General features: G+C 45.4%; 15 protein-coding genes. 7 read left to right on the top strand and 8 right to left on the bottom strand.

All coding sequences use genetic code 11. The features are described from left to right. Window positions 1–99 precede the first annotated feature (99 nt). Window positions 100–1914: a DUF418 domain-containing protein gene (locus ACO0KZ_RS15895; protein WP_422996946.1), complete on the top strand. Its 1815-nt coding sequence runs from the start codon at window positions 100–102 to the stop codon at window positions 1912–1914. A 112-nt stretch (window positions 1915–2026) separates the two neighbouring features. Continuing rightward, complete coding sequence (locus tag ACO0KZ_RS15890) at window positions 2027–3808, top strand: DUF418 domain-containing protein (RefSeq protein ID WP_422996944.1); 1782 nt, start codon at window positions 2027–2029, stop codon at window positions 3806–3808. A gap of 113 nt (window positions 3809–3921) precedes the next feature. Here the strand turns inward: ACO0KZ_RS15890 and ACO0KZ_RS15885 are convergent, their stop codons facing one another. The 4 genes from ACO0KZ_RS15885 to ltrA form a co-directional block, all read right to left on the bottom strand. Continuing rightward, a complete protein-coding gene (locus tag ACO0KZ_RS15885) occupies window positions 3922–4596 on the bottom strand; it encodes an alpha/beta hydrolase (protein ID WP_422996942.1) in 675 nt (224 codons plus the stop codon). Between the two features lie 17 nt (window positions 4597–4613). Continuing rightward, complete coding sequence (gene mog, locus ACO0KZ_RS15880; RefSeq protein WP_422997234.1) at window positions 4614–5246, bottom strand: molybdopterin adenylyltransferase; 633 nt, start codon at window positions 5244–5246, stop codon at window positions 4614–4616. Next, on the bottom strand, window positions 5224–5829 hold the full coding sequence (gene yjgA, locus ACO0KZ_RS15875) for a ribosome biogenesis factor YjgA (protein WP_422996940.1): 606 nt from the start codon (window positions 5827–5829) through the stop codon (window positions 5224–5226). Before yjgA ends, mog begins: the two co-directional genes overlap by 23 nt. 152 nt (window positions 5830–5981) lie before the next feature. Continuing rightward, window positions 5982–7682 (bottom strand): group II intron reverse transcriptase/maturase, encoded by a 1701-nt coding sequence (gene ltrA / locus ACO0KZ_RS15870; RefSeq protein ID WP_422996938.1) that lies wholly within the window; start codon window positions 7680–7682, stop codon window positions 5982–5984. Window positions 7683–8529: 847 nt separating this feature from the next. On the opposite strand from ltrA, the gene pmbA reads away from it, so the two are divergent. Then, window positions 8530–9882 (top strand): metalloprotease PmbA, encoded by a 1353-nt coding sequence (pmbA, locus tag ACO0KZ_RS15865; RefSeq protein WP_422996936.1) that lies wholly within the window; start codon window positions 8530–8532, stop codon window positions 9880–9882. 128 nt (window positions 9883–10010) lie between these two features. Beyond that, window positions 10011–11096, top strand: coding sequence for a TRAP transporter substrate-binding protein (locus tag ACO0KZ_RS15860; RefSeq protein ID WP_422996934.1), 1086 nt, complete (start codon window positions 10011–10013; stop codon window positions 11094–11096). Window positions 11097–11177: 81 nt separating this feature from the next. Here ACO0KZ_RS15860 and ACO0KZ_RS15855 read toward each other — a convergent pair whose 3' ends face one another. From ACO0KZ_RS15855 to argH, 4 genes are all read right to left on the bottom strand, one after another. Further along, on the bottom strand, window positions 11178–13568 hold the full coding sequence (locus ACO0KZ_RS15855) for a glycosyltransferase family 4 protein (RefSeq protein ID WP_422996932.1): 2391 nt from the start codon (window positions 13566–13568) through the stop codon (window positions 11178–11180). Between the two features lie 181 nt (window positions 13569–13749). Next, window positions 13750–15417 (bottom strand): TRAP transporter large permease, encoded by a 1668-nt coding sequence (locus ACO0KZ_RS15850; RefSeq protein WP_422996930.1) that lies wholly within the window; start codon window positions 15415–15417, stop codon window positions 13750–13752. Window positions 15418–15432: 15 nt separating this feature from the next. Further along, window positions 15433–16017, bottom strand: coding sequence for a TRAP transporter small permease subunit (locus ACO0KZ_RS15845; protein ID WP_422996928.1), 585 nt, complete (start codon window positions 16015–16017; stop codon window positions 15433–15435). A 141-nt stretch (window positions 16018–16158) separates the two neighbouring features. Beyond that, a complete protein-coding gene (gene argH, locus ACO0KZ_RS15840; protein WP_422996926.1) occupies window positions 16159–17559 on the bottom strand; it encodes an argininosuccinate lyase in 1401 nt (466 codons plus the stop codon). Window positions 17560–17908: 349 nt separating this feature from the next. Here argH and ACO0KZ_RS15835 point away from each other — a divergent pair, with 349 nt between their 5' ends. Genes ACO0KZ_RS15835 through ACO0KZ_RS15825 form a run of 3 tightly spaced genes read left to right on the top strand, consistent with a single transcriptional unit; the run spans window position 17909 to window position 21696 of the window. Beyond that, window positions 17909–18973, top strand: a complete 1065-nt coding sequence (locus ACO0KZ_RS15835) for a sensor histidine kinase (RefSeq protein WP_422996924.1) — start codon at window positions 17909–17911, stop codon at window positions 18971–18973. 11 nt (window positions 18974–18984) lie between these two features. Beyond that, entirely contained in the window at window positions 18985–19815 is an 831-nt protein-coding gene (locus ACO0KZ_RS15830; protein WP_422996922.1) for a LytR/AlgR family response regulator transcription factor, read from the top strand. Window positions 19816–19851: 36 nt separating this feature from the next. Beyond that, window positions 19852–21696, top strand: coding sequence for an ATP-binding protein (locus tag ACO0KZ_RS15825; protein WP_422996920.1), 1845 nt, complete (start codon window positions 19852–19854; stop codon window positions 21694–21696). The last annotated feature ends 4 nt before the right edge of the window (window positions 21697–21700 follow it).

Here is a 21700-nt window from a genome sequence, read left to right as displayed (position 1 = left end):
ATGTCTTTCATGTTTTTAACGTTGATTAAACGCGATTGTTTTTCAAACCAAAATAAGACTGTACAAATCTGACTGCTCTGGTCATGGAAATGGGGAAAAATGGAACACACATTCGATATTAAGGCGGCATTCGCCGCCGATGCGCTAAGCGCAAAGCTTGCCCCGGTTGCCGCCAGCGAACGGATACAGGCTTTGGATGTCGTCAGAGGATTTGCTTTAATCGGCATCTTTTTCATGAACATCGAGTATTTCAATCGCTCTTTCCTAGATTTTGGTACCGGCATTCCACCTGCTGCACATGGTATCGATTGGCTTGCTACTTATTTCGTCAATTACTTCGTAGCGGGCAAATTCTGGACGATTTTCTCACTGTTGTTCGGAATGGGGTTTGCAGTGATGTTAAGTCGGGCTGAAGAAACCAATCGCCCCTTCATTAAGCCGTATATTCGCCGCATTATTGCTTTGGCGATCTTTGGTTTTCTACATAATGTCATGCTGTGGTATGGCGATATTTTACTCAGCTATGCCTTTACAGCTGGTGGTTTGTTGATCGTCTTATTTGGACGCTGGAAGTGGATTGTGCTGAGCGTTGTTGGTTTGCTTGGATTCTGTTTTATTCCTGGTATGAATTCCTTTGGAGCGGTGGTGGCGGGTATCGCTTATATGGGTTTGCTTGGGTTATTTATTCGCAATGAAAAACTGGTCAAGGTATTCGGTAAGCAGATCCCCTTGTTTTCTGTTTTGTTTTTGGTCGCTGGAGTCTTAGTTGGTTTGGTGGCCTTGGTATCTTGGTTTGTTGTGGCTATGAAAAATGGTCGCAACCCTATGTCTGTGATGGCATTTGTATTTCTATTGATTGCCTTCTTATCTGCGCGCTTTCATCAACCTACAACTGCTCGTTTTTGGCGCGCTGGCGTTCTGATTTATTGTATGCCGTTCTTAATTGGTACCGTGTTCGGCATCATTTCTTATCAACAGCCTATCAAGAGCGTATTTAACTCGCCAGAAGCGGTACAGCTTGCAGCGGAAAAAGCAAAAATCAAAGCAGAGGAAGAGTTGAGTAAGAAAGCTGCAATCGCTGAAGGCAAATTGGCACCCAAAGTAAACGCAAAAACAGACGCAAAAGTCGAGGCGAAAAAAGGTGATCCTAAGGTAGTCAAGACCGATGCACAAAAGAAAATAGAGACTGATGCTGACTCAATTAATAACATTCAGGAAAATAGAAAAAAAATCGCCGAAGATGTCGAGGTGTTGAGCCATGGTACCTATATGGATACGGTAAAGCAGCGTTTTGACCGACTGATGGAAGGACCATTCAATCCGGCGGGTATGGCATTTGAAGCGATCGCTTTATTCTTACTCGGTTTGTGGTTTGTGCGAGCCAAAATTATCACGAAATCCTCAGAACATTTAGCACTATTCCGTCAAATTGCAGTCATTGGATTGCCTGTCGGTTGGGGTTTAAGTGTGTTGGCAAGTAGTATCGCGGTCTCTCATGTACCTGGCGTCTCGGGTGATGGCTGGCAGCTTTCCCAAATGCTTTTGAATTTGGGTAACTTACCAACTTGTCTGGCTTATCTCAGTATTGTGGTGTTGATGTTACATAGCGATACTGTGTTTTCGAAAATTAAAGTGCTCGCACCTTTTGGCCGCATGGCATTGACCAATTATTTAATGCAGTCTTTGGTCCAGGCCAGTTTCTTTTATGGCTGGGGAATGGGATATTTTGGCTTAGGCCGTGCACAACAATTAGGCTTCGCCGTCTGTGTGATTTGCTTGCAAGTGTTGTTTAGTCACTGGTGGTTGGCACGTTTCCGCTACGGTCCTTTGGAATGGGTATGGCGTGCGGTCACTTACTGGCAATTCCCAGTGATGAGAATCAAGCCTGATTCTTTACAGGCACAGATAGGTTAATTTCCTTGAGTATATTGGCTTTACCATTTTATAAGGCATAATGATAAAAAAAGCGCTTTGATGCAGATCGAGGCGCTTTTTCAATTAGACATTTGTTGAGGTGAGAGAAAACATGCAAAACGACAGTACAAATACTATAAATGACGACCTTCCAATGCCTGATGGTAGTGCACCTGCACCTGCACCTGCGCCTGCACCAACAGCACCGTCAGCGTTAGCGCCGGTGAGCGCGAATGAGCGCATCGGTGTCCTTGACGTGATTCGCGGTTTTGCGCTGATCGGTATTTTCTTGATGAATATCGAATTCTTTAATCGCGCCGTGGGTGAGTTGGGCGAGGGCATGCCAGCGGGATTGACTGGACTGAATTGGTTAGCGAGCTATGTGATTGCGTATTTTGTTGCAGGAAAGTTTTGGACGATTTTCTCGCTCCTGTTTGGTATGGGCTTTGCCCTGATGCTGACACGTACCGAAGCCAAAGGACAGAATTTTCTTAAGCCTTATTTGCGTCGCTTGATTGCCTTGGCAATCTTTGGCTTGCTGCACCATATTTTGATTTGGCCTGGAGATATTTTATTTAGTTATGCCATCGCTGCAGGAGGTTTATTATTGATCTTGTTTGCGAAAATACGTTGGATTTTTCTGGCTGCCATCGTGTTAGCATTGTTTGCAGCAATCCCCGCTTTAAATCAGGTAGGGGCAATTGCTGTCGCACTAGCCTTGTTGGGTGGAATGACATTCTTGTTGCGTACCGAAGCCGTGCTTAAGTTCTTTGGTAAAACCATGCCTATTACTTCTGCTGTCTTGTGTGTGATGGGTGGAATTGCATTGTTAATTAGCCTGGGAGGATTCTTCATCCCAGCGATGAAAGCCGTACGCGGCTTAATTTTTTCGGCAGGATTTTTCTTCTTGTTGGCGTATATATTAGCGCGTTCGCATCAGCCTAAAGAAGTCCGTCCTTGGAAAATCGGCAGTTTGCTCTACTGCACTTTGTTTATCTCTATGATTATCGGTGGCAGTTTTGAGTATTGGGGGACTAAAGAAACGCCAACAATTGCAAGTGAAACTGGACCGCAGATTGAGAACGTGGTTTCGAGTGCGCCTGCTGCCAGCGCTGCAAGTAATGCTGTCATGGCCAATGCAAGCAATCCTGCCGCTCCAAGCGACGCTGCTAAACGCAAAATAGCTGCAGCTGAGCAAAAGAAAAAACAGGTAGAGCAAGAGAAAAAGAAAGAGGCTGATAATAAGTTGGAAGTGCAAATTCTAACTAAGGGAACTTATCTCGACGCAATGAAATTTCGAGCTAAAGAATTCGCCGAAAATTGGCCTAATGTGACGATCTTTAGTGTCTTGATTAATTGTATGTTTCTGATTGGCTTTTGGTTTGTACGATCAGGCATTATGGATAACACTAAGGCGCATTTGCCTATGTTCAGAAGGCTCGCATTATTTGGTTTACCCATCGGTATCGGTTTAGGTGTTGCGGGTAGTTTGATTACGACTGCGCCGGTGAAAGGAATGGACAATGATCCGTTTACATTGGCAACCGGGCTGCTGTATCTAGGAAATTTGCCTGCTTGTTTAGGTTATGTCAGTGTGTTGATTTTGATGTTCAACAGCGCAGGCGTATTTGCCAAAGTGAAGTTGCTGGCACCGTACGGTCGTATGGCGCTGACGAATTATTTGTCTCAATCTATCATTTGTTCTGCAGTTTTTTATAGCTACGGCTTGGGCTATTACGGCATGCAACGTTCGCACCAAGTTGTGTTTGTATTCATCGTGGTGATTTTGCAGCTGATGTTTAGTCACTGGTGGTTGAGTAAATTCCGCTACGGACCTATGGAATGGTTGTGGCGCGCAGTGACGTATTGGAAACTGCCAGCGTTTAAGATCTAATCAAAACTGGCATGAAAGTTGGAAAGGAAGTTAGTAAAACCGCTGGAAAATAAAAAGGCTTATTTGAATTCAAATAAGCCTTTTTTACTATGATGACTCTACTAGAGAACTACTCATAGGACTTTACGCAACCAATTTCCTATATCGATAATTTCTTGTGGCGATACTGAATGCTGCATCCAGTAATCATGCCATTCAATGGTATAGCCGAGGCTCAGCAATAGATCGCGCGACTGCTGCGCACGTTGGATCGGTATCACAGGATCACTAGTTCCATGTACCAAGAAAATTGGCGTGTCTTGATTTGCAGCATGGCGTTCAGCAGCAACTTTATCTGCCAAGGGAACATAGCCAGACAAGCCCATGATGCCTGCTAATTTTTGTGGGTGACGTAGACCCGTTTGTAGGCTCATCGCGCAGCCTTGCGAAAAACCCGCCAAAATGATCTTGTCCGTCGGAATGCCACGCGCATTTTCACGCGCGATCAAGGCATCAATTTGTTGCTGTGAGAGACGCAGGCCAGCTTCATCTTCGCGCTTATTGATATCGGTACCAGCGGCGGCGATGTCATACCAGGCGCGCATAATGTAGCCGCCGTTCAAGGTGACAGGAATTTGCGGCGCATTTGGAAATACAAAGCGAATTGCTGGGCAATTACGCAGGTCGAGTTCTTTAACGATAGGCACAAAGTCGTTCGCATCGGCACCTAAACCATGCATCCAAATGACTGCAGCTGTTGGGTTGTTTCCGCTTTCGATTTCTATCGTTTCTAAGAGTTCAGTTGTCATGATTTATTTGGAAAAATTTATACTTCAGACGTTTTTACGCGTAACGCGGATTTTGGGCGAAATACTTTGCAAACCGATTCATGGGTTTCAACATATGGACCGCCGATTAAATCGATGCAATAGGGGATTGCGGCAAAAATACCGGCAACAATTTGTTTGCCATCGGCGTCTTTTAATCCTTCCAAAGTCTCTTTGATCGACTTAGGTTGCCCAGGCAAGTTGAGAATCAATGCTGCGTGATCGGTGGTTTCACGTATCACGGCAACCTGACGTGACAAGATTGCGGTCGGCACAAATTGCAAACTGATCTGGCGCATTTGCTCGCCAAATCCTGGCATTTCTTTCGTTGCTATGGCTAATGTCGCTTCTGGTGTGACGTCACGTCTCGCGGGGCCTGTGCCGCCTGTGGTTATCACCAAGTCGCAACGAGCGTGATCGACCAGGTCAATTAAAGCTTGTTCGATCGCAGCGCGTTCATCTGGGATTAAACGGGTTTCCATAGACCACGGCGTGCTGAGTGCGGCGCCGAACCACGCTTGTAATGCAGGAAGACCTTGATCTTGATAAACTCCAGTGGAGGCGCGATCAGAGATCGACACCAAGCCTATCCGCAAAGCGCGATCTAGATCAATTGTCGTCATCTTCTGCATCGTCGTTTTCTGCGTCATCTTCTGATGCAGTAGCGGCTTTATTTTTCGCCTGAATTTCTTTCAAAATCTGGAAGATTTCACGATAGGCTTTTGGCGGTTTGTTTTCGGCTTGCTCTTTGCGGGCGTTGCGAATTAGTGTGCGCAAATGCTGCACATCGAGTTCAGGATTTTCGGCCATTAATTCTGTTAGGGCTTCATCTTTCGCCAGCAACTTTTCGCGTTTGCGTTCGAGTGAATGCATGGCGGCTGTTTCGGACTTGGAAGCACCTTTCCAGCTATCAATGGTCTTTTGAATCAGCGCGACTTCTGCCTCATCTAAAGTACGCATCTTTTTGCCCACAAATTGCATCTGGCGACGACGGCCTTCGTGGTTGGTGATGTTTTGGCATTCGAGAATGGCGTCACGCACATCTTCTGGCATAGGAACTCGTTTGACGCGATCGCGTGCGGAGTCCACTAACTCTTGCCCCATTTTTTGCAGGGCGGTCATTTGACGCTTGAGTTCGGATTTAGATGGACGGTCGTATTCTGGTTCAAACTCATTGGACTGATAGCCGCAAGAGCCTCGATTCGGATTTGGCATTGGTAAATCTTCTATAAACTTATTGAGGAGGGTAGGAACAGGTCATTACTGACCCATTCCCCCCTAAGAACCGTGCTTGCGACTTTCATCGCACACGGCTCAAGCCTATTATAAAATTTCCTAAAAAAGGAAACGCTATATTACGAAGTTCCCTACAAGGGAACCGGCTTTACTACTTTCAAACTCTTGCTATGCACTTGGGCATGGCAGTTGGGATGCAATAATACGCGATTCCCTAGAGCATCAGAACCTCCATGCACACGATATTCTATGTGATGGTCATGCCAGCCTGTTGCTTTGGTCATCTTGCACTTGCATACAGCACAAAGTCCGCCCTGATCAATATACATACGAATAAATTGCTTTTTGTGACGCATATTTTCCAACATACGTTCTTGTTGCAACTGTTCGCCATACATTTCCCATTCGGGATCAAAGGGGTTATACGCCCCTTTAATTTTCTTATGCCGCTTAATCTCTGTACCCGACAACTGATACAGATCTTTTAATCCTTTACTGCCATCTTCGTTTACTACAGGAACTGCAAACATCCAATTTCGTTCGCCAACTGTATGGAAATATTTTTCCTTTATCCAGTCAACGTTCTTATTCGAATGTCGCCGTTTTGACCACCGCCATAGAGCCTTAAATATTAAGTTCTCTACACGGCTGTACGTTGTCTTGGCTACTACAGGGCTGTGATATTGCGCCCAACCTCGTAGTATCGGATTAAGCAAGTCTATCAACTCCTCTTGTTTAATCTCTTTATGTGTACTGATTATTTCCTTCACTTTGCGATAAAACGTTTGCACGTTTTTCTTGCTCGGTTTGATGAGTAGTTTTCCCTGATATTTTCGGAAATTCCACCCCAGAAAATCAAAGCCTTGATCTATGTGAACAATGCGCGTCTTTTCCTCAGAAAGTCGTAACCCTCGAACTGCAAGGAAATTTTCTATCCAAGGCTTAATTTCGTTTTCCAGTATCTCTTTCGAGCTTCCTGTAATAACAAAATCATCCGCATACCGAACTACATTTACTTTTAGCTTACTAGTTACCGTCACACCCAACTTTTTACCTAAGTAACTAGTCAGGCCTGACTCCAAACCATTCAGTGTCACATTCGCCAATGTAGGAGAAATAATTCCTCCTTGTGGCGTACCAGCCTCTGTCTCCTGAAACTGACTTTGATAAATCAAGCCAGACTTTAACCATTTTTGAAGAACTGACCTATCCATAGGGACATTCGCAGTCAACCATCCATGATTAATGTTATCGAAACAGCCTGCTATATCTGCTTCCAATACCCAAGGAGCCGAAGTCTTCTTGGATAAAGAGACAAATAGTTGAGACATTGCATCTGCGGTTGAACGATTGCTCCTAAATCCATAAGAATTCGGATCGCTCGTCGATTCAGATACAGGTTCCAACGCTAACAAAAATAAAGCCTGCATAGCCCGATCTCGCATAGTGGGTATCCCTAAGGGGCGTTTTTTCCCATTTGCTTTCGGTATATAGATTCTTCGCAATGGCAAAGGTCTATATCCACGCTGCTGCATCCTGCTAACTGCTAACCATTTCGTTTCAGGTGACTCCCACAGCTCACCATCTACACCTGCCGTGCGTTTACCTTGATTTTCAGTAACACGCTTCACCGCTAATAACTTTGCGGATAACGTGCGGGTCAACATTCGTTGCAAGGCTTTCACCTTGCGCCATTTGCTTTCCCGTGTTGCCTTCGCAATTCGTATCTGCATCCCTTTCACATTCCGTTCAACCCGCCGCCAATTTACAGCGTGCCAGTCTTGCGGTACATGAGAAAGCGCAGACACATCCGTATGGATATGCACTTTCATGCTGCTTTCCTCCTTGTAAATTGAAATTAGAACTTCAATTTTCCAAGTGAAAACTCATAACGCTCCTTGTGGGAGCGTCCATAGCTCCCACAAGTAAAAATATCCGTTCGGTAAGTACCATATCTTGATACTTACCCTTCATCTCATCCAAGATAAAGGGTTGGTCAGCCGTCTTGCGACGATAGACCAGATAGAAGTCTGCCCGCTTTCGCGTGGAATGATGTTTCAATCCCTATCCGAATCATTACAACTCGGCATTCGCTTTCTCTATCCTCCCATGCCCACACCGCCTACAGTGTTCCTTACGGTTCACCTGCCCGACTACAACAACTTGGGCGACGATTTGGGTTTTCCACGTTCCTTACTTATCACACGACTGGGTTAGGGTCTGTCTTTTCTCCGATGGTCTGATGACGACGTATCCTGAGTCGCTAACAGGATATCCGACCATACACCTTTTGGTTAATGCCTAACAGCAGTTTTGGCATATCCATAGTTACGAAGTTTAACGACAATTCACATATGTTACCCATACCAGCCAGCCTAGCCTCTCAACCCCATCACTGCTAGGAGTTTCCATGTTTTACCTCACGATAAAAGCACGCCCATCACTGGGGGAGATACATTGTCAGGAGAGCTTCACACGCAGCCGTTACCAGCAACGCATGTCTCCGTAGGCTACTGTTAGCCGTATAACAGGTTCACTATTCAACAAGTCTTGCAACTGGCTGAATCGAACAATGATAAATAAAGCTTTTGCCCCTTTTTTTTAATCACGAAGGGCATCGTGTCGCACAACGACTGCTATGATACTCTCTTTATCCTTTCAGCTAAAGAAACAGAAGCTATGTCTAAACCAGTTTTTACCCATACTCAGGATCAATTTAAACAAATTACCCAGGATATGCTGCGCATTGCCCGTGACAAAGGTGCAACAGATGCAGCGGTAGAAGTCAGTGAAGGCGGTGGATTATCCATTAGTGTACGTAAGGGCAAGGTCGAGACCATAGAGCAGAATCGCGACAAAGGCATAGGAATCACGGTTTATGTCGGCAAGAAGCGTGGAAATGCCAGCACTTCTGATTTTTCCAAGAAATCTTTGGAGGACACTGTCGAGGCAGCTTATAACATCGCACGTTTTACTGCCGAAGATGATTGCGCTGGGTTGCCTGATGCCGAGATGTTAGAAATGCATCCCCAGGATTTAAAGTTATTTCACCCTTGGTTAGTTACCGCCGAAGAAGCAATTGATCTGGCTTGTCGTACTGAAGCAGCGGCTTACGCAGTAGATAAACGCATTAGCAATTGCGAGGGTGCTAGCGTGCATGCGCAGCAATCCCATTTTGTGGCGGCTAATTCTCGAGGTTTTGTTGGTGGTTATCCTTTTTCCCGTCATACGATTTCTGTGGCGCCAATTGCGGGCAAGGGCTCTAAGATGCAGCGAGACGACTGGTACAGCTCGCATCGCAATCACAAGAAAATCGCCACACCAGAATCCATCGGTGGCTACGCCGCGAAACGTGCTTTGGCGCGTTTGAATGCGCGTACCATTGATACGCGCAAGTGTCCGGTTTTGTTTGAAGCGCCTCTAGCTGCTGGCCTATTGGGTGCTTTTGTACAGGCGGTTTCGGGTGGTGCTTTGTATCGCAAGTCAACGTTTTTACTCGATACTTTGGGTAAGCAAGTTTTTCCGAATCACATCCAAGTATTGGAAGACCCGCATGTCTTAGGTGCGGTTGGTTCTTCTCCATTCGATGACGAAGGTGTCAAGACATTGAAGCGTGAAGTCGTTACGAATGGTGTATTGAATGGCTATTTCCTCTCAACTTATTCGGCGCGCAAATTAGGCATGCAAACGACAGGCAATGCTGGCGGTTCGCACAACCTGAATCTGACTTCAAACTTGACCAAGCGCGGCGATAATTTTGCGCAAATGCTAAAGAAAATGGGTACGGGCTTGTTGGTTACCGAATTGATGGGGCAGGGCGTGAATTATGTAACAGGTGATTATTCTCGTGGTGCATCTGGCTTTTGGGTGGAAAACGGTGTGATTCAATATCCTGTAGAGGAGATCACTATCGCTGGCAATATGCGTGAGATGTTTGAACAAATCGTCGCGATAGGAAACGACACCTTGACGCGCGGCACTAAGACAACCGGTTCGATTTTGATTGAAAGTATGACTGTTGCAGGTAGTTAGTTTTAAGCGTCAGTATCGTTTACGCGTAGGGCAGTTAATCTGCTACGCATATTTGTATTTTTAGTGTGATTTATCTAAGCTTGCCCCGGGCTTCAGCCTTTAACCCTATACTTAAAAACGGAGATCGCATGGAACGTCGTTCATTTCTAAAAAAAGCAGCGGTAGGTGGTGCTGCAGGTGCTATTGCAGCCCCAAGTCTGGCTGCCGACTTACCTACGCTTAACTGGCGTCTGGCATCGAGTTTTCCTAAAAATCTCGATACCATTTATGGTGCAGCAGAGACTTTTTGCAATCGTATTAAAGAATTGACTGATGGGAAATTCAATATCCGTCCTTATGCCGCACCGGAGATCGTCCCCTTTAATGCTGTGCTAGACGCAGTGAAAGATGGCACGGTCGAAATAGGGCACACTGCTTCCTATTACTACTATGGTAAAGATGCGACCTTTGCTTTCGATTGTGCGGTGCCGTTTGGATTGACTTCACGCCAGCAAACTGCTTGGATGATGCATGGCAATGGTATGAAGTTGATGCGTGAATTTTTTGCCGAACATAATGTAGTGAATTTTTTGGGCGGCAATACTGGTACGCAAATGGGTGGTTGGTTCCGCAAAGAAATCAAGAGCCCCGAAGATCTTAAAGGTTTGAAGTTTCGTGTCGGTGGTTTTGCAGGGAAGGTGTTGGCGAAACTAGGTACAATTCCAGTTCAAGTCGCGGGTGGTGAGATTTATACATCCTTAGAAAAAGGCGCGATTGATGCAGCAGAGTGGGTCGGTCCTTATGATGACGAAAAACTTGGCTTCAATAAGGTCGCGAAATTCTATCACTATCCAGGCTGGTGGGAAGGTGGTGCGCAGCTCTCCTTTTACGTCGGTAAGAAGGAATGGGATAAACTGCCTAAGCTGTATCAAGCAGCGATAGAAACTGCTAGTTTGGAAGCGCATGTGAATATGCAAGCCAAATACGATGCACGCAACCCTTCTGCTTTGGCTCGTTTAATTCAAGATAAGACCATCTTGAAGCCGTTCCCACAATCAGTGATGGAGGCTTGTTTTAATGCGGCCCAAGAGACTTTTACTGAGGAGGCTGCTAAGAATCCTAAGTTCAACAAAGTGTATATGGACTGGGTTGCTTTCCGTAATAATCAAGCCCAATGGTTCAATGTCGCCGAACAGTCGTTCGCTCGCTTTAATATGGCGCGTAAATTAAAATAGGCGATATAGATTTAAAATTTTGCAAAGAATAAAAACGCTCGTGAAAAAATCACGGGCGTTTTTTTTGCATCAGGTGACTAATTAGAGATCGCGATTGTGCCAATCGATGATAGTTTGCAATCGAGCAGCGACTGTGCGTCCGACGGTTTCTGGATTGAGTAAGCGGCGAATATCGAGTGTCGCTTGTTTCCCCAAACGGCTACGCAATTCGGGCTGGTCGAGTAATTGAGTGATGCAATCAGCCGCGTGTTCAATATCTGCCTCAGCCCATAATGGACCTGCCGGGTAGGCACCCACCGCGTGTTCTAAAGGCTTTAGCTTGAAGTCGACTGGCATGGAATTACTTGCTGTCATGAAATCCATATTGGCCGACCAGCCAGTTGCCACTACCGCTTTGCCCAAATACATCATTTCCGCGGGAGCTAAACCAAAGCCTTCAGCACGATGTAATGAAATCAGTAGGTCGCAGCAATATTGTAAATCCCAAGTCTGTTGTCGCGTTAAGAAGTCATCGATGATGACGGTATTGGGTAAATCGGCCAGATAATCCGCTAATTCTTGCGATGCTTCCGGATGCTTGTCGCGATTGATGGTTTTGACGACGAGTACCGCATCGTCGCGATTTTGGGTCGCTAACCGGAAGGCTGCAATCGCCGCCTTAGGATTCTTACGATGCTGATACGAGTGGAAGTCGTACATCACCAAGGCCAAGACTTTATTCTCTGGTAAACCGAAACTACTGCGCTGCACAGCGGGTGTCGCTTCAAATTGCAAAGCATGCGGAATAACAATGACAGGAACAGGCGACACGGCTGCCACTGCATCACGGACAAAATTGGATGGCACCCATACTTCATCTAGATCGGCAAAAGCGGCGATGTGCGTAGCAGGGATCTGCGGCTGCTCCCAGTGCCAAAAACCAATTTTATAAGTGCTTTCGTGCTTCAAATCTTGCAAATGTTTGATCGTGCTTTCGGTTTGATCTGCATTCACGTACACCAGATCGATTGCGAAATGTTCTTTCGAGGCGTTTTTTAAAGCTTGCGTATCTCGCTGTAAATTGGACGACTGGAAACCGACATCGACCACAGAATAGGGCACATTGACGGCAGAGCATGCGCGTGCCAAAGAGCGTGTAGCTTCGCCTATGCCCAGTTCAGCAGCAATGTAGCCAATTAAATTGATGCCGCGAGTGGTGATCGGTTTGCTGTTTAATGCGGTTATTTGTTTGGTCGGTTTACTAGGCTTAGCTGTTGATGCTGGCTTTTCTGCAATTGCTAAAGAGTCGGTTCTTGCCAAGGTGTTTTGTAAAAGGCGCCAAAGCGGCCAGAATAAGACGCGTCGTATCCAGCGCGGCTGTTTTCTACTTTCAGGTGAAAGTGCAACGCCCAGCAGTAAAGTATAGTAGCCGCGAGTGGTACCCACGATCACGTGATAGCGTTTTAATGCATCTGGTTCCGGTTTGCGCCACAGAAAGTAATCGTAAACTCTTTCTATGCGCGCATTGGTAGCAGGACTGTCGTCAACAACAATATCAGCCTTTTGGGCAAATGGGCTTTGTTTGAGTGTTTTTCTGAAAGTCTCATTTTCACGAAAATCGCGACGTGCCGTGTCAGGAATAGGGCGCCCGTCTTGGAAAAAGCCAAACCCGTAGGGGACGGCGCGATATTTTTCTATTCCGTTGGCACGCACGGTTTCGCAATAGTCCATTGCCAGACGGCTTGTTAATGGATCTAAGCTATCCATTCTGAAGCGGTTCTGATGTTTGGAGAAAGGCTGTGGATTTGATGGGTTAAGGCCGCTGAAATGAAAAAACGTCAGAGGGTCACCGTTGACCAATATGTCTCCATCGACATTTTCGGTAATCTCCCTTTGCGCCATGTTCCAGTAGGCGACGTTGTAGCCGTGGTGACGTAAAATTTTTACGTGCTCAAAGATTGTTGGAACTAGGTCTATCCAGCTTTGGTCAACGAAAACGCCGCGCTTAAAATCTACGACGCAATCGCGTTTTAGTTTGCCTTGCCACCAATGCAAAAAATCTCTCGTGTTGCCTTGATTGCTCAATGCACAAAAGCCTAAGTTGTACGTACCTGCTATACGAATATCTAATTCCGTTGGATTCTTTTCATCCGTCATCGGCGCCAATAAATGGGGCGTCAAGACGATGCTAGCACCAGCAGAGAGCAAGTCATTGACTTCTGTTAGCGGATTATATAGATAGATGTCTGGATCGATGTACAGCACTTGATCGTAGCCCGCATCTAGCAAGTGCTCCAAAGCCCATGGCTTTACTGCCGTGTTGAGTTCTAAGATTGTGTATTGAAACGTGAACTCGTCGCCAAACGGCAAGTTTAATTGCGGCAAGGTCAGCGTCGTGAATTCTTCTTTTAATTCACTGGCATACGATAAATCAGTATCAACAATGACGCAGTAGCGATCAGCATTCGGATGATGTTTTGCGACGCTTTGCATTAGGCTGCGCGCAAAGTGTAGGTAGTTATTTGAAACAATGGTGACTATGGCTTGCTTTTTCATTTTTTGTGTAGGTTCAAGGATCATTATCGATTAAGCACGGTATTTTAGTTACTTTTGTTTCTTTTGGTTAAATTTTAAATCTATTTTAAATTTTGTAATTTAACTAGCTAGTAAATTTTCATAACGCGTGCGCCGGTGTTGTCTGTGTATCGCGCATTTCATCGGCACCGCCTTCTTTGGGCAAATCAAATGAAGGCGCAGGTGTGTCATCCATCGGCGTGCTGATGTCTAGTTGGATTTCTTCTTTCTTGGCTTCTACACTATCTGTTGATACAAGTTGTGGGAAAGCGATGATCAGACCAACCATAATTATTTGTATCAGGACAAACGGTATCGCGCCCCAATAGATGTCACTGGTGCGTATCGCTTTGGGAGCGACTGAACGTAAATAGAACAGTGCAAAGCCAAAGGGTGGATGCATGAAGGAAGTCTGCATATTGACGCCGAGTAGCACACCGAACCAGATTAAATTGATACCTAATTTCTCGGCAACCGGACCCACTAATGGCACTAAAATAAATGCCAGCTCAAAGAAGTCCAGGAAGAAAGCTAATACGAAAAATAGAATGTTAACGACAATTAAAAAGCCGATCTGACCACCTGGCAAACCAGTCAGTAGATGTTCTACCCAAAGGTCACCATTGATGCCGCGGAACACGAGTGAAAAGACGGTAGAGCCAATCAAGATAAACATCACAAAGCAAGACAGGCGTGTGGTGGAATCCAATGCTTGCTTAGTCAATTTGAGATTTAGGCGACCGTTCAATAGTGCAAGAAGAATTGCGCCACAAGCACCCATGCCGCCGCCTTCGGTCGGTGTTGCTATCCCTAAAAAGATGGTACCCAAAACCAAGAAAATTAAGGCGAGAGGTGGAATCAAAACGAATACAACCTGTTCGGCCATGCGGGATAATAAGCCGATTTTAAATTGTCGATTAATGTAAGCAAGTGCGAATGCAAAACCTATGCCTATTGTTGCAGAGTAGATGCCGAGCGCGTCAGTAGCGATTTCTGGATGTTTCGTCTGGTAGTAGCTTGCAAAAGCGAAACCAGCTCCAGATGCAGCTATCAGTAATAATCCGAGTGAAATGACACCGCTGTCGCCATTGGCTTGGCGTAAATTACGTGCTTCCAGCGGTAAGGCGGGCACCCATTTGGGGCGTATTATTGACAAAGCAAAGATGTAAAGCGCGTACATTGCGGTAAGTAATAAACCAGGCAAGAATGCTGCTTGGTACATATCACCGACTGAACGGCCTAATTGATCTGCCATGACGATCAAGACTAGTGAGGGTGGGATAATTTGCGCTAAGGTGCCTGATGCAGCGATGACACCGGAGGCAACTTTTTTGTCGTAACCATATTTGAGCATAATCGGCAGCGAGATTAAGCCCATGGAAATGACTGAGGCGGCAACCACGCCGGTAGTGGCTGCTAACAGTGCGCCAACGAAAATAACCGCGTAAGCGACACCTCCACGTAAGGGGCCAAACAATTGACCTATCGTATCGAGTAAGTCTTCCGCCATGCCTGATCGTTCTAGTATCAAGCCCATGAAGGTAAAGAAGGGAATCGCGAGTAAGGTGTCATTCGACATAATGCCGAAAATACGATTAGGGATAGCTTGCATTAGTTCGGGCTTCAACAAACCCAACTCAATCCCGATAAAACCAAAAACCAATCCATTAGCCGCTAAGGCAAATGCAACAGGAAAACCCGATAGCAAGAAAATCACTAGGGCAGCGAACATAATAGGTGCCATATTGGCGATCAGAAAGGCGGTCATCGCTAGTCTCTTTTTTTATTTGATTTGATTGGCTTCTTTGATCGCCGCGATTTCATCTTCGGGCGTGACCACTTGTTTTTCGAACGCGCTTGCGTCAAGCAAGCCACGCAAAAAACCTACACGTTTTATGATTTCTGAGAAGCCTTGAAGCAACATCAGCAAAAAGCCGAGCGGGATCAGTAGTTTTGCAGGCCAAACGATCAGGCCGCCCGCATTGCTAGACATTTCCTGGCTTTGTATGGAGTGCAAGGCATATGGGATACCTAAGTACAGTATCAGTGCCACCATAGGAAGTAGAAAAAAGATGAACCCGAACAGATCTATCCACACTTGGGTGCGTTGTGAAAATCGGCCCGTCACCACGTCAATTCGCACATGCTCATTGCGACGTAAAGTGTAGGAAGAACCGAGCAAGAATACTGCGGCGAATAAATACCATTGGATTTCTAGCCAACCATTCGAGCTATTGTTCAAGCCATAACGTACCAGTGCATTGCCACTGCAAATTAAAACTGCCGCCAATAGCGCCCAGCTAATCGCCTGACCTATCGCCTCATTGAGTGCATCAATTTTTTTCGAAATAAATAGTAGTGCCTGCATGTTTTGTCCCCATTGTAGGCGTTATTGTTTTTATGTTTTGTGTTGAAATTTTACAGATTGAAGTGCCACACTCATTAACTTGCAACAAATTGGGCTGCAAAGACTTTTTAGAATTTCTGCAGCCAATTAATGAATAACACTTTAAGCAACCGTAATCTGCTGACGCAGGCGAGTAATCGCTATACGTACTTGATTGGGCGCGGTGCCTCCAATGTGGTCACGAGCCGCAACTGAGCCTTCTAAAGTTAACACTTGGAACACATCTGCTTCAATCAAGTTAGAGAAAGCTTGTAAATCATTAAGACTCATATCGCTTAAATCGCATGCTTTATCAACACAAGTACGCACCGCAAGTGCAACCGCTTCGTGCGCATCACGGAAAGGTAAGCCTTTTTTTACCAGATAGTCGGCTAAATCAGTGGCAGTTGCATATCCTTGCAATGCTGCCGCACGCATCGCTTCTGGCTTTACCGTAATGCCAGTCGCCATATCCGCGAAAATGCGTAAGGTGTCGATGACTGTGTCTGCAGTATCAAACAGTGGTTCTTTGTCTTCCTGATTGTCTTTGTTGTAGGCTAATGGCTGGCCTTTCATTAAAGTCAGTAATGCAATCAAATTGCCATTGACACGTCCCGTTTTTCCACGCGCCAATTCTGGTACGTCAGGATTTTTCTTCTGCGGCATGATCGAGGAGCCAGTGCAGAAACGGTCTGCAATATCGATAAAACCGATGCGTGGGCTCATCCAAATGATCAATTCTTCGGACATGCGTGATATGTGAGTCATGATCAGAGATGCCGCTGCGCAAAATTCAATAGCGAAATCACGATCAGATACCGCGTCCAAAGAATTATGACAAACATCGTCAAATCCCAAAGTACGAGCAACACGTTGACGATCAATCGGGAAGGTGGTGCCAGCCAATGCAGCAGCGCCGAGAGGTAAGCGATTGACGCGTTTGCGGCAATCGGCCAATCGCTCTGCATCACGACCAAACATTTCTACATAGGCCAGAATATGATGGCCAAAAGTGATAGGTTGCGCCACTTGCATGTGAGTGAAGCCCGGCAATATTGTGTCGCTATGTTTTTCAGCTAAGTCTAACAACGCCAAACGGAAAGCCGCTAACAAATCCAAGATAGTGTCGATCGCCGCGCGCATATAGAGCCGGATATCGGTCGCGACCTGATCATTACGTGAACGGCCGGTATGCAAACGCTTACCTGCATCGCCAACCAATTCGGTGAGACGCTTTTCGATATTTAAATGTACGTCCTCTAAATCCAATAACCACTCGAACTTACCGGCTTCAATTTCTGCACCGATCTGCGCCATTCCGCGCTGTATGTCTGCATAATCTTGTTTGGAAATAATATCTTGAGCCTGAAGCATTTCAGCGTGAGCTAAAGAGCCTTGAATATCGAAACTTGCCATACGGTTGTCAAAAAACACCGAGGCGGTGTAACGTTTCACCAAATCAGAGACAGGTTCTGAGAAACGTGCAGACCAAGCCTCGCTTTTTTTGGAAAATTGTGATGTCATAGTGGAATAATTTAAGATAAAAAGTGAAACTACAATCGGCAACTTTGAATTTTTATGCTGGAGTCAGTTGCGCGGTTGGCGCCTTACTATTGATTTTCTTGTGATTTTGTCACAGCCCGCCAGCATTGATGTAATTACATTTGTCGGCCTTAGCTTGTAGTGTAAAAACGCCGCAGATTATACCGCGAGTCGTCTCTGCTTAAGCGATTTTTGCCGAATTTAGCCCTATTTTGAGCATACGTTGGACATAAATTGAAATGCTGTGCATGTACCTTGGGTAAAGCTAGCTCATGCTTGCGTGGGTTGGCTCGAAATTCGAGACAGTGCTGATTTCTGTTAAATTTGGAACATGATGAAAACATCTTTAATGCAAGACAAGCAAGGGGCCACAACGCAATTGGCACAGGAAATCTTAATACCAGATTATTGTAATTTAGGCATATTAATTCGCGTTTTGCTGTCTGTGAATATGCTTGTATTGTTATGTTTTTTAGCCCGTGGCAACGGTTTTGCCCAGAATTTTCAAGATTTTGTTGATACTTCCATGCTAGTGGAATTGATAAGTCTTCTATCCATGAGTATTTTGTGTGGGTTTCGTCGTTTGCTTGAAAAGCAAACTGCAGCGAATTGGATGCAGCGAATTGTATGTGGCACGGTACCCGCCATCGTTTGTTTTTTTGTGTTGGCGGTGTTTCTAGGAGTAGACTGGTTCGCCTATAGTTTTCCGAATTTGCATTTAGGTTTTTCTACCTTGTTGTGTTTTTTATTTGGACTCGGTTTTCAGCATTATTTTGAATTGCGTACTCGCGCTTTTTCCCCTGCTTTGGGTGAAGCGCGCTTGCAGGCTTTGCAAGCGAGAATTAGGCCGCATTTTCTATTTAATAGTTTGAACGCGGTATTATCTTTAATCCGCACCGATCCTCGTCGTGCGGAAAACGCGCTGGAAGATTTGGCAGATTTGTTTCGTGTACTCATGCGTGACACACGTGATATGACGACTTTGCAAGAAGAGATTACGCTGTGCAAACAATATCTGGCCATCGAAAAGATACGTCTCGGCGATAGGTTAGACGTTGAATGGCGGGTCACGCATTTAAACTCGATTGAACTAAGTACTACAAAAATTCCTAGCTTGCTATTGCAGCCCTTATTGGAGAATGCCGTGCATTACGGTGTGGAGCCAGCGACTAGCCCAGCACCAATACAAATCTTCCTGCAAAAAAGCTTGGATAAAATTGAAATCAAAGTCATAAACGTCTATCATCCTCATGCACAATTGTCCTCTGGAAATCATATGGCGCTTGAAAATATTCGTCAGAGATTAAAATTACTTTACGATATCGAAGCACAGCTTTACAGCGAGATTGTCGATACTAAATTCGAAGTGAAATTATTGTTTCCAGAAAAGACTTAAACAGGACGATTATGACTCGACCAGCTATTTTAATTGTGGATGACGAAGCGCCGGCCAGAGCGCGTATGACAACCCTGATCTCTGATATCCAAGATTCTTGTCCATGCGACCTAGTAGGGGAGGCAGCAGACGCGCAGACAGCCTTAGACTTATTGATGGAAAAAAATCCAGATATCGTTTTGCTCGATGTCCAGATGCCTGGGATGACAGGTATTGAGTTAGCGCAGCACATAATTCACGCTAAGTTAGAAAAGTCACCTGCAATTATTTTTGTTACTGCATACGATGATTACGCTTTAAAGGCGTTTGAAGTGCATGCCATGGACTATTTGTTAAAACCAGTCCGGGCGACACGTCTGTCTGAAGCTTTGCTAAGGGTTGCAATGTTAAGGATGCAAACACAATTGCGTCTGACTCAAGACCAAACACAGAGTCACTCACAAAATCTATTGTTGGATGCGTTGAAACCGATCACAAAAACGCGCCAGAATTTTTCTGTATTAGAAAAAAATCGTGTTCTATTGATTCCAGTGCGGGATGTCTTGTTCTTAAAAGCGGAACAAAAATATGTCACTATACAAACCAGAACACGTGCTTATTTGACGGAAGAATCTCTGGTCTCTATTGAGGCAGAATTGGGAGAGGTTTTTGTTCGCGCGCATCGAAACGCATTGGTTGCCCGTGATGCGATTATGGGGGTCGAACGTGCAATTCATGCGGTTGATAATGAGCATGAACACGAGAAGAATTCAGATTCATGGCAAGTTATTGTGCGAGACTCTGCTGAGCGCTTACCTATCTCGCGTCGGCAATGGCCGGCCATCAAAGCGCTCGTCAGGTAAAGATTTCAAAATCTAAAATCAGAAGAGAGATGCGGCATGTCAGCTCAAAAGCGTTCAAGTGAAGAGCTTAGCATTCAAGAAAGCAAGGACAAAATCCGTATCAATGATACAGGAGTCAAGCTCTTGTATGGTGTTGCCTTAGCCGGGATGACAATTTGCCTCTTTGCGTTTTTTTTTAATCTTTATGCGAACGGAGGCGAAGGGAGCGGCGGTGCCGTTGCAGGATTGTTCGTCACTGCATTGATTGTGCAAATGCTGCGCCTTCAAAAAGTTAAATGGGCTTTGCTCTGTATCTTGTGGGGCTTTGCCCTGGTTCCTATTTGTTTCGGTTTTTGGACGTTCGGATTTAGTGCGCCGGGTATTATTTGCGTGCCTATTTCTGTGATGGCTGCAAGCTGGGCATTATCGCTGCGACACTCTGTGATTATGACTATGTTCGCTTGCGGCGCCTGCGTCATTTTTTATGTCCTGATTTCAAGAGGGTATTTGACGCCAGTTGAACCGCTTTTATTAGTACGTCTGATATTCTTGGTTGGTATGATCGTCATCGCATTCCTGCTAGGCTTGCTTGCTGTACGCATTTTGCGCGTAGAATTTGCACGAGTGAATCAACTTGCGGGTTCTTTGGAAGTGAAGGCACTCGCGCTTGAACAGTCCGAAGCCTCTTTTTCTGCGCTATTTTTATCGAATCCATTACCCTCTATTTCCGGCGATAGTGAGGGGCGCTTGATTGATGTGAATCACGCTTTTATTAGTGATTTTGGATTCAAGCGGGAGCAGTTGATTGGGCACACGGTTTTAGATCTGAATTTGTTTGCAAACGACCATGACAGACGCGTCGTTGCTACCCAAACGTTAGGGAAAGGCGTCGTTGGTCATCCGGTGACGATGTGTTTAGCAGATGGAGAGATTCGCAATTTTTTGGTGAGTACTGCTGCATTTGAATTGCCTGAGGGCTGGCGTTTTGTCGCTTTGTTTTTAGACCAGACTGATAGACTCGCAGCAGAAAAAGCGCAAACCACTTTAAATTCCGAGTTAGAGAGAAGAGTTGCAACACGTACTGCTGAACTGAGTGTGGCGTTAGAAAATTTGCAGCGAACTCAAAGTGAATTGGTTCGCTCTGAAAAACTAGCTTCGTTAGGATCTATGGTTGCGGGTATTGCCCACGAGTTAAATACACCTATTGGCAATGCCTTGATGGTGGCAAGTACTTTGTCTGACCAACAAAAATTATTCGAATCTGGCTTGGAGCACAGTCTTTCGCGTTCCCAGCTCAATCACTTTTTGATGTCCGTGCGGGACTCGGCGGATATCTTAGATAGAAATCTCAGACGTACTGCGGATTTAATTAATAGCTTTAAACAAGTTGCGGTGGATCAGACCAGCGAACAGCGTCGGCGATTTAATTTGCACGAAGTTGCACATGAAGTAGTCGTCACTTTGAGTCCGAGTTTGCGGAAAACCACGCATAGCCTAGTGAGCGACGTGCCGCAGGATATTCAATTGGACAGTTTTCCAGGTCCGTTGGAACAAGTGTTGATGAATTTGACGACTAACGCATTGCGTCATGCATTTGATGGACGTGATCATGGGAAAATGCATTTGACTGCCGAATTACTGCCTGATCAATGGGTAAGAATAGTGTTTTCTGATAATGGTGTTGGTATCGCTGAGCAAAATTTGCAAAAGATATTCGACCCGTTTTTCACCACCAAGTTGGGGCAAGGTGGCTCTGGACTGGGTCTGAGTATTTCCTACAATATAGTCACAGCGATGCTGGGTGGGCGTATTGAAGTGAAGAGTGAACTTGGTGTCGGAACGGAGTTTTGTATTGAGATACCACTGACTGCTAGCGGTGAGATAGCAGTCAATGCACGATAAGATA

The sequence above is a fragment of the Undibacterium sp. Di24W genome (assembly GCF_049340325.1).
Taxonomy (GTDB): Bacteria; Pseudomonadota; Gammaproteobacteria; order Burkholderiales; family Burkholderiaceae_D; genus Undibacterium.
The sequence above is the reverse complement of the archived record's forward strand: the minus strand, read 5'-3'. Positions and strand labels throughout refer to the sequence as shown.